We start from the raw sequence: 6,213 nt of genomic DNA, 5'->3' as shown, positions 1-6,213 counted from the left end.
TCCACGAGCTGCCCAGCGCCACCGACCTTGCGCTGCGCCTGAAGCAGCGCCAGCGGCTGGGCGAATCGCAGCATGCGAAGGCAACGACAGCGACCGCCAACCACGAGCCGCCGCTGGGCCCGCAGGAGGCGCGCATCCACAACCGTCTGCGCCAGCTGCCCTACGGCAGCTGGTTCGAATTCACCGACCCGGCCTCGGGCGAAGTCACCCGGCGCAAGCTGGCTTGGTTCTCGCCGATCACCGGCAACAGCCTGTTCGTCACCCGGCGCGGCCAGCGCGGCGAGGAGCTGAACCTGCGCGAGCTGGCCCGCGCGATGGCCGCCGGCCAGGTGCGCGAGCTGCCGCCGCAGCGCGACGGCCTGCTCGACCGCGCCTGGCACGCGCTCACCGGCAACCTGCGCACCACCGTCACGTCCGCGCCCGGAGCCCGCCCATGAGCACCCGCGAGCAACGCCGCGCGCCGCGCAAGCCGGTCGACGCCGGCATCGTGGCGATCGACACGATCGCCGAACAACCGCTCGGCCACCTGTGCAACCTCTCCGCCAGCGGTCTGATGCTGATCGGCGGCCATGCGCCGCGCAGCGAAGGCATCTACCAGGTGCGTATGCCACTGCCGGGCGCCGGCGGCAGCATCGAGCTCGGCCTGCAGGAACAGTGGCACGAGCCGGCCGCCAGTCCCGGCCAGTACTGGGCCGGCTACCGCATCATCGCGATCGGCAACGGCCACGGCGAGTTGCTCGAACGCTGGCTGCGGCAAGGCTGAGCACCACGCGGATCCGCCGGGGCCGCCTGCCGCCGCGCGCTACACTGGTAGGCCGACGTCCCCGCCCGGAACCCGCATGAACGCGCCGCTCGCCTCGCTCTACCCCGCGCACCTCGCCACCCTGCGCGCGCGCGCCGACCAGGCGCTGGCGCCGGGCGGCTTCGACCATCTGTTGATCGCCGCGAGCACACCGCTCGGCAAGTTCCTCGACGACCAGGACTACCCCTTCGTCGCCAACCCGCATTTCAAGCATTGGCTGCCGCTCACCGACGCGCCCGGCAGTTGGATCGCCTACACGCCGGGCAGCAAGCCGAAGCTGGTGTTCGTGCAACCGCGCGACTATTGGCACGTGGTGCCCGAGGCGCCGCACGGCTACTGGGTGGAGCACTTCGACATCGTCACCGTGCGCAGCGCGGCGGAAGCGGCGGCACAGCTGCCGCAGGGGCGCAGTGCGGTGCTGGCGCCGGCCTGCCCGGCCATCGACGGCGTGACGGTGAACAATCCGCAAGCCGTGCTCGATTACCTGCACTGGCATCGCTCGTACAAGACACCGTACGAACTTGCGCTGATGCGCGAGGCGAACCGCATCGGCGCGCGCGCGCACCGCGCCGCCGAAGCCGCCTTCCACGCTGGACGCAGCGAATTCGGTATCCACATGATGTATCTCGCGGCGGCACGGCAGATCGACGCCGAACTGCCCTACGCCAGCATCGTGGCCTTGAACGAGCACGGCGCGGTGCTGCATTACACGCACTTCGACCGCACGCCGCCCGCCGAGCACCGCTCCTTCCTGATCGACGCCGGCGCCAGCTGTGCGGGCTACGCCAGCGACATCACTCGCACCTATGCCGCCGCCGGCCACGGCGAATTCCAGGCGCTGGTCGCCAGCATGGACGCCGCGCAACAGGGTTTCGCAGCGCAGGTGCGCACGGGCCAGAGCTATCCCGAGCTGCATCTCCGCGCCCACCACGTGCTGGCCGGCGTGCTGCGCGAGCACGGCTTCATCCGCATGAGCGCGGAAAGCGCGGTGGAATCGGGCGTCACCTCCGCGTTCTTCCCGCACGGTCTGGGCCACCCGATCGGCCTGCAGGTGCACGATGTCGCCGGTTTCCAGCAGAGCGAGCGCGGCGGCAGCATCCCGCGCCCCGCCGGCCATCCCTACCTGCGCATGACCCGCGTGCTGGAGCCCGGCATGGTGGTGACCATCGAGCCGGGCCTGTACTTCATCGACATGCTGCTGGCCGAACTGCGCGACAAGTCGGTCGCCGCCGACATCGACTGGGCCAAGGTGGACGCCTTCCGCCAGTACGGCGGCATCCGCATCGAGGACGACGTCGTCTGCACCGAGGGCGAACCGGAGAACCTCACGCGCGACGCGTTCGCACGGGCCCAAGCGCCACTGTAGGAGCCGCTTCAGCCGCGATTTCCCCTGCGACTGGTCGCGGCTGAAGCCGCTCCTACCGCCCGGCCAGCAGCGCCTCGATCTCCTCCGCCTCTTTCGGCACGGCGGCACTGAGCACCTCGTGGCCATCGCGGGTCACCGCCACGTCGTCCTCGATGCGGATGCCGATGCCGCGCCAGCGTTCATCCACGCCGGCCTCGTCGGGCGGCACGTAGATGCCCGGCTCCACCGTCACCACCATGCCGGGCTCCAGCACGCGCGAGGCGCCGGCTATGCGGTAGTCGCCCACATCGTGCACGTCGAGACCCAGCCAGTGGCCGGTCTTGGCGGGGAAGAAACGCTGGTAGCTGCCCTCGGCGATCGCCGTGTCGGCGTCGCCATGAATCAATCCCAGCGCGCACAGCCCTTCGGCGATCACCCGCACCGCGGCATGGTGCGCGACGTCGAACGGCTGGCCGGGGCGCACTTCGTCGATCGCGGCGAGCTGGGCGGCCAGCACCACTTCGTACAGCGCGCGCTGCTCGCGGTTGTAGCGGCCGCTGATCGGGATGCTGCGGCTGATGTCGGAGGCGTAGCAGTCCAGTTCGGCACCGGCGTCGATCAGCAGCAGGTCGCCGGCGTCGAGCCGCGCGCGGTTGTGCTGGTAGTGCATCGTGCAGGCGTTGCTGCCGGCGGCGACGATGGGGGTGAACGCGGGCACCGCGCCGCGACTGCGCAACGCGTGCAGCAGCTCGGCTTCCACTTCGTATTCGTGCCGGCCCGGCAGCGCGCTGCGCCACGCGGCGAGATGGGCCTCGGCGGCGATGCCGGCGGCGGCGCGCATCAGCTTCAGCTCGGCGCGCGACTTGTACAGGCGCAGGTCGTGCAGCAGGTGCCCCAGCGCCACGAATTCCTTCGGCACCACGCCGCCGCCGCGCAACTGGCGCAGGCGGCGCATCCAGCCCAGCAGTTGCGCGTCGAAGGCGGGCTCGCGGCCGAAGTGGCAGTACACGCGCGCCCGGCCCTCGATCATTCCGGGCAGGATGTCGTCGATGTCGTCGATCGGGAACGCGTCGTCCATGCCGTAATCGGCCACCGCGCGTTCGGTGCCGATCGAGCGGCCGTGCCAGCGCGCCTGCTCGGCGTCGCGCTCGCGGCAGAACAACACTACTTCGCCATGCAGACGGCCGGGCAGCAGCGCCAGCACCGCGTCGGGCTCGGGGAAGCCGGCGAGGTAGTGGAAGTCCGAATCCTGCCGGTACGGCCAGGCGGCGTCGGCGTTGCGCAGGCGCTCGGGTGCGGCGGCGACCAGCAGCACCGCGTCCTCGCCAGCCATCTGCATCAGCTGGCGGCGGCGGCGGGCGAACTCCTCGCCCGCGATCGCCGGCGCCCCGGCGCGATCGGGCAAGGCGTTCAATGCAGGCGATCGCTGCCGGACTGGCCGCGGCCGGCGGACTCGGTGTACAGCAGCAACGCGCCCACGCGCAGGAATTCCTGCACCTCGATCAGCGCGTCCTCGTCCTCGGCGGCGTCGCCGAAGTCGAAGGACGCGGCGGCGATCGTGCCGAAGTCGCGCAGCACTTCCTGCGCGTCGTCCGACAGCTGCGCATGCGCGTCGGTGCCGGCGAGGCCGAAGCCGCCGAGGAAACCGCGGCACCATTCCGCCACCGCCTCGGCGCGTTCGGCCAGCGGGCGGTCGTCGTCCGGCAACAGCGGCTCGAAGCCCAGCTCGGGATCGGCCAGCGCGTCGCGGCATTGCTTCAACAAGGCAACCAGCTTCGCCTGGTCGGCCGGCGACGGCGCCACTTCCTCGCCATCAAGTTGCAACGCGGCGAGCAGGTTGCCGCCCTGCGGCGTGGCACCGCCGGCGAGATAGCCGCACAGCGAGCCGTGCAGTTCGCTGGCATCCACGCCCAGGCGCAGACGCACGATCAGCGCGTCCAGATCGTCGTGGCTGAGCGGTTCTGTGGCCGGCATGGGGAGCTCCTCGGGGGCGGCCGCTCATTCTACGCCAGGCCCGCCGCAGCGCCGTTTCCGGCAGCGCTGCAAGACGCCGAACCGCCCGCTGTCCCCGCGCGTCGTACTGCTATAGTTCCGCGCATGAACCCTGCCGACACCTTTCCGCCTGACCCCGTCCAGCTGGAGCTGGAGGCGCTCGGCCGCCAGGTCGACCGCCTGCTCGATACCGTGCGCCGGCTCAGCGAGGAAAATCGCAGCCTGCGGCACAGCCAGGAGCAGCTGTCGGGCGAACGCGCCAACCTGCTCGCGCGCAACGAGCAGGCGCGCAGCCGGGTCGAGGCGATGATCCAGCGACTGAAGTCGCTCGAAGGCAATGGCTGACCCCATGAGTGACGTCCAAAGCAACGAACCGGTCGCGCTGCGGCTGATCGACCGCGAATTCCTGATCGCCTGCGCGCCGGAAGAGCGCGATGGCCTGGTCGATGCCGCCGCGCTGCTCGACCGCAAGATGCGCGAGCTGCGCGCCAACGCCCGCGCGCCCAGCTTCGAGCGCCTCGCCGTGCTCGCCGCCGTGAGCATGACCCACGAGCTGCTGGCGCTGCGCAAGCAGTTGGGCGGCCACGACCAGCTGACCGCGCAGCGCCTCGCCGCACTGCGGCAACGACTGGAGATCGCGATGGAAGGCGCCGTGGCGCGCCAGGGCGAACCGGTGGCGGATTTGCTGCCAAAAGCCTAGAATCGGTCCCGGCGTTTTCTGCGGTGTTCGCCGGCACACTCTTACATTTGCCTTGTTCCTAAATACGGCCCCGGGTCGGCTTTTCATCGGTCGTTGTGCATGTCCGCCGCGTGCGGAAAGCCTTGAGACCATGTGGCCCTCCCACCTGATCCATCGTGGATCAAGGTCGTTCGGTGGGCAGCGGCATCGCGGTTGACGCCACCTCTTCCACGCCCCGTTCGTCAAGCTGATGGACGGGGCGTTTTTCGATGGAGACAGCCCCGTGGACGCCACCGCCCAGCGCCAGAGCCTGCGGGAGCAGATGGCCGAACGCCGCCGCGCGCTGCCACCGCCGGCGCGCATGGCCGCCGCACAAGGCCTGCGCCGCACGCTGGACCAGCTCCCCGAATACCTCACCGACCTGCGCGTGGCCGGCTACTGGGCCAGCGGCGGCGAGCTGCCGCTGAACCTGGTGATCCCGCCGCTGGCCACGCGCGGCCAGCGTTTCCTGCTGCCGCTGCTGGCCAAGGGCAAGGAACTGCACTTCGCGCCCTGGCGCGACGGCGACCCGATCGCCCCGAACCGCTACGGCATCCCCGAACCGGTGGCGCCGCGCGAATGGTTCGCGCCGTTCCAGCTCGACCTGGTGCTGGTGCCGCTGCTGGCCTTCGACCGCCGCGGCCACCGCCTAGGCCATGGCGGCGGCTGGTACGACCGCAGCTTCGCCTTCCTGAAGGGCCAGGCCCGCCCCACCGAACCGCTGCTGGTGGGCGTGGCCTACGCGTTCCAGGAAGTCGACAACCTGGCCGTGGAGCCTTGGGACGTGCCGCTGGACTACGTCGCCACCGACCGCGAACTGATCGCCTGCAACACCACTGGACAAGACGGAGCCGCCCACGCATGAGCCCCCGCGAGCGCCATTACTGGCTGATGAAATCGGAACCCGACGCGTTCTCCATCGACGACCTCAAGCGCAAGAAGCAGGAAGCCTGGGACGGCGTGCGCAACTACCAGGCGCGCAACTACATGCGCGACGGCATGCGCGTGGGCGACAAGGTGTTCTTCTACCACTCCAACTGCGCCGAACCCGGCATCGTCGGCATCGCCACGGTCGCCACCGACGCCTACCCCGACCCCAGCCAGTTCGACCCCAAGAGCAAATACTTCGACCCCGGCAGCACGCGCGACAACCCGCGCTGGTTGCTGGTCGACGTGAAGTTCGCGAAGAAGCTCAAGCGCACCATCACGCTGAAGGAACTGCAGCTCGACCCCGCGCTGGACGGCATGGTGCTGGTGCGCAAGGGCAGCCGGCTGTCGGTGCAGCCGGTGGAGGCGGGGCACTGGGAGCACATCCTCGGGTTGGAGTGAGCGGTGCGCACGTGGCGGTGCGCAATG

Annotated in this window: 9 protein-coding genes and 1 other RNA gene; 8 read left to right on the top strand and 2 right to left on the bottom strand. The window is 70.3% G+C overall.

Going from position 1 to position 6,213, the window contains the following annotated elements; translation table 11 throughout:
• From B0E52_RS16425 to pepQ, 3 genes are all read left to right on the top strand, one after another.
• A partial coding sequence (locus B0E52_RS16425; protein ID WP_139351727.1) for a DUF1631 family protein occupies positions 1-437 on the top strand: 437 nt, incomplete at its 5' end.
• The gene (locus B0E52_RS16420) at positions 434-763 is read left to right on the top strand and encodes a PilZ domain-containing protein (RefSeq protein ID WP_077485582.1); all 330 of its coding nucleotides are present in this window, start codon (positions 434-436) and stop codon (positions 761-763) included. The genes B0E52_RS16425 and B0E52_RS16420, both read left to right, overlap by 4 nt.
• A 76-nt stretch (positions 764-839) precedes the next feature.
• A complete protein-coding gene (gene pepQ / locus B0E52_RS16415) occupies positions 840-2,168 on the top strand; it encodes a Xaa-Pro dipeptidase (RefSeq protein ID WP_077485580.1) in 1,329 nt (442 codons plus the stop codon).
• Between the two features lie 52 nt (positions 2,169-2,220).
• Here the strand turns inward: pepQ and B0E52_RS16410 are convergent, their stop codons facing one another.
• Together B0E52_RS16410 and B0E52_RS16405 are read right to left on the bottom strand one after the other, a co-directional pair.
• A complete protein-coding gene (locus tag B0E52_RS16410) occupies positions 2,221-3,561 on the bottom strand; it encodes an aminopeptidase P N-terminal domain-containing protein (RefSeq protein WP_077485578.1) in 1,341 nt (446 codons plus the stop codon).
• Positions 3,558-4,121, bottom strand: a complete 564-nt coding sequence (locus B0E52_RS16405) for a UPF0149 family protein (protein WP_077485576.1) — start codon at positions 4,119-4,121, stop codon at positions 3,558-3,560. Before B0E52_RS16405 ends, B0E52_RS16410 begins: the two co-directional genes overlap by 4 nt.
• Positions 4,122-4,244: 123 nt before the next feature.
• Here B0E52_RS16405 and B0E52_RS16400 point away from each other — a divergent pair, with 123 nt between their 5' ends.
• The 5 genes from B0E52_RS16400 (at position 4,245) to B0E52_RS16380 (ending at position 6,186) form a co-directional block, all read left to right on the top strand.
• Positions 4,245-4,484, top strand: a complete 240-nt coding sequence (locus B0E52_RS16400) for a TIGR02449 family protein (protein ID WP_077485574.1) — start codon at positions 4,245-4,247, stop codon at positions 4,482-4,484.
• 4 nt (positions 4,485-4,488) lie between these two features.
• Entirely contained in the window at positions 4,489-4,839 is a 351-nt protein-coding gene (gene zapA / locus B0E52_RS16395; RefSeq protein ID WP_139351726.1) for a cell division protein ZapA, read from the top strand.
• A gap of 12 nt (positions 4,840-4,851) precedes the next feature.
• A non-coding RNA gene (gene ssrS / locus B0E52_RS16390) (6S RNA) lies at positions 4,852-5,038 on the top strand.
• 63 nt (positions 5,039-5,101) lie between these two features.
• Positions 5,102-5,722, top strand: coding sequence for a 5-formyltetrahydrofolate cyclo-ligase (locus tag B0E52_RS16385; RefSeq protein WP_077485591.1), 621 nt, complete (start codon positions 5,102-5,104; stop codon positions 5,720-5,722).
• Positions 5,719-6,186, top strand: a complete 468-nt coding sequence (locus tag B0E52_RS16380) for an EVE domain-containing protein (RefSeq protein ID WP_077485570.1) — start codon at positions 5,719-5,721, stop codon at positions 6,184-6,186. The genes B0E52_RS16385 and B0E52_RS16380 overlap by 4 nt, the downstream gene beginning before the upstream one ends.
• Positions 6,187-6,213 lie beyond the last annotated feature (27 nt).

Origin of the sequence: Rhodanobacter sp. C06, assembly GCF_002001105.1 — a bacterium.
GTDB lineage: Bacteria > Pseudomonadota > Gammaproteobacteria > Xanthomonadales > Rhodanobacteraceae > Rhodanobacter_A.
The sequence above is the reverse complement of the archived record's forward strand: the minus strand, read 5'-3'. Positions and strand labels throughout refer to the sequence as shown.

Bases quoted from the DNA above. Each gene is read 5' to 3' on its own strand.
- B0E52_RS16380 (WP_077485570.1), top strand. From the start codon at position 5,719: ATGAGCCCCCGCGAGCGCCATTACTGGCTGATGAAATCGGAACCCGAC.
- pepQ (WP_077485580.1), top strand. From the start codon at position 840: ATGAACGCGCCGCTCGCCTCGCTCTACCCCGCGCACCTCGCCACCCTG.
- B0E52_RS16420 (WP_077485582.1), top strand. From the start codon at position 434: ATGAGCACCCGCGAGCAACGCCGCGCGCCGCGCAAGCCGGTCGACGCC.
- B0E52_RS16400 (WP_077485574.1), top strand. From the start codon at position 4,245: ATGAACCCTGCCGACACCTTTCCGCCTGACCCCGTCCAGCTGGAGCTG.
- zapA (WP_139351726.1), top strand. From the start codon at position 4,489: ATGAGTGACGTCCAAAGCAACGAACCGGTCGCGCTGCGGCTGATCGAC.
- B0E52_RS16405 (WP_077485576.1), bottom strand. From the start codon at position 4,121: ATGCCGGCCACAGAACCGCTCAGCCACGACGATCTGGACGCGCTGATC.